This is a genomic window from Paenibacillus sp. NRS-1760 (assembly GCF_050467785.1).
In the GTDB taxonomy this organism is placed as follows: domain Bacteria; phylum Bacillota; class Bacilli; order Paenibacillales; family Paenibacillaceae; genus Pristimantibacillus.
Window position 1 is genome coordinate 1 of record NZ_JBITPK010000035.1, and the last position, 1,774, is coordinate 1,774.

Sequence of the window (1,774 nt, forward strand, 5' to 3'; positions counted from 1 at the left end):
CGTTCCCCGTCCCTCGGTTTTAAGGGTTTATCTCACATATACTCACTCATTCGCAGGATTTCGTCACCTTGGATCGAGTCCATCTCAGGAAGCAACGCAGTTGATGCCGGTTGAGGTGGTGGGCTGGGCATGCGGAAATAGAGGAATACTCAGGAAATATTCCCCAGGCTAACTCTACTGCACGCATACTCCACATGTTCCCTGGAGGTTCACCCTCCCACATCTCAACGGGTCAATGCCCTTACATTCCTTCGTTATACCTGTCCAAGGTGTGGAGACCGATAGCGTTTAGCGGATGGGTCAGAGCCCTTTTGGGGAACGAACTCGGTCCTCCGTGCTTTCTTTTTGAAATCCTGCGAATGAGTCAATATACGTGATGCTGCTTAGCTTAAGCTGCTTCTGTCCAACTCAGAACGGTTTTCTCTGGCGTGAACTTTTCTCCCCGTTGAACAATACCAACTAGAATTCGTGCCAGCTTTCCTATTAACTTAAATATGGATTGTTGCTTTTTCATTTTCTTTTCTTTCACATTATGCTCATGCAGATGGCGGAATACGGGGTTGTTCCAAACGAGCTGAACCGTCGCGAGATAGAGATATTTTCGCAGGGCTGAGTCTCCTCGTTTCGAAAGAACAATTCGTCCTTTTCGCTTTCCTGACGTACTTTCAGCCAAATTCAGGCCAGCTTTTCGTAATACCTGACGTCCATGCGCATACTGGCTTAAATCTCCTGTGCCTGCTAGTATGGCCGCGGTGAAGGTCTTACCGAGACCTTTTATGGTGCGAAGTTGCTGTGCCATTGGAATCTCAGAAAGAAGGGATTCGATGTCCTTTTCAATCTGTTCAAGCATGGTGCTAACTCGTTCATATTCTTCAATGAGCCTTTTTAAATCTGCCTTCGATTCTTCTACAGCGGTTCGATCTCCGACACTGCATTTAGCGTGAGCGATGAGCTGTGCAGCCTTCTCAATCCCCGTAGAACCCCCAGCGCGCTGCATATGGACTCGCCAAGCATTGATGATGTCCTGTACAGTATACGTCTCCAAATCCTGTGGGCAAGGGAATGTCTTGAGAGTCGCCAATGATCGCTTACAGGTCCAATCTTTGAATACGGATGGATACTCAGGAAAGCGAATGTCCAGCCAGCGTATGATTCGATTCTGCAGGCGTACACTGTTCGACACCCAGAATTCGCGATCACTCATTATGGTCCGTAAGCGTTGAAACACAAGCGATTGACGCGTGTACTCATAGTAAAAGCCCCGACTTACTGAATCTGCGATGACAAGTGCATCTTTGGGGTCGTTCTTTGATGGACTGTTATCTCGATTTTCTTTATTACGCTTCGTCGTAGCAGGGTTAACCATAACCACGTGTAATCCCTTATCTGATAACCAGTTTGCTAGGTTAAACCAGTAATGACCGGTTGGCTCCATGCCGATGATGAGCCTCTTTAATCGATGTTTCTGCTGTAACTCCGTCATCCAGCGGCTTAATTTTTCAAAACCTTCGATAGAATTCGAAAACGAGAGATGTCGTTTTGAAATGACGATTCCTCGGAAATTTGTGGACTGTGCCACGTGAGTTTCTTTGGCCATGTCAATTCCTACGACGAGATGCGAGGTGGTAATTTGTTCAATCCGTTGATTTTGTGCGTCTGATTGCTTAAACTTCATAGTAAGAGCGCCTCCTTGATGTGTTGTCGACAAACCCATCATACCGAGGCGCTCCTTTTTTGACAAAGGCTATTTCTTAGCCTTAACAGGAATGTTTAG

Annotated in this window: 1 protein-coding gene; it reads right to left on the reverse strand. The window is 46.6% G+C overall.

Annotated elements, in window-relative coordinates:
• Positions 1–388: 388 nt before the first annotated feature.
• Positions 389–1,675, reverse strand: coding sequence for an IS110 family transposase (locus ACIFSR_RS34510; protein ID WP_430063749.1), 1,287 nt, complete (start codon positions 1,673–1,675; stop codon positions 389–391).
• Positions 1,676–1,774: the final 99 nt, after the last annotated feature.

Coding starts and splice junctions, on each gene's coding strand:
- ACIFSR_RS34510 (WP_430063749.1), bottom strand. CDS start 1,675: ATGAAGTTTAAGCAATCAGACGCACAAAATCAACGGATTGAACAAATT.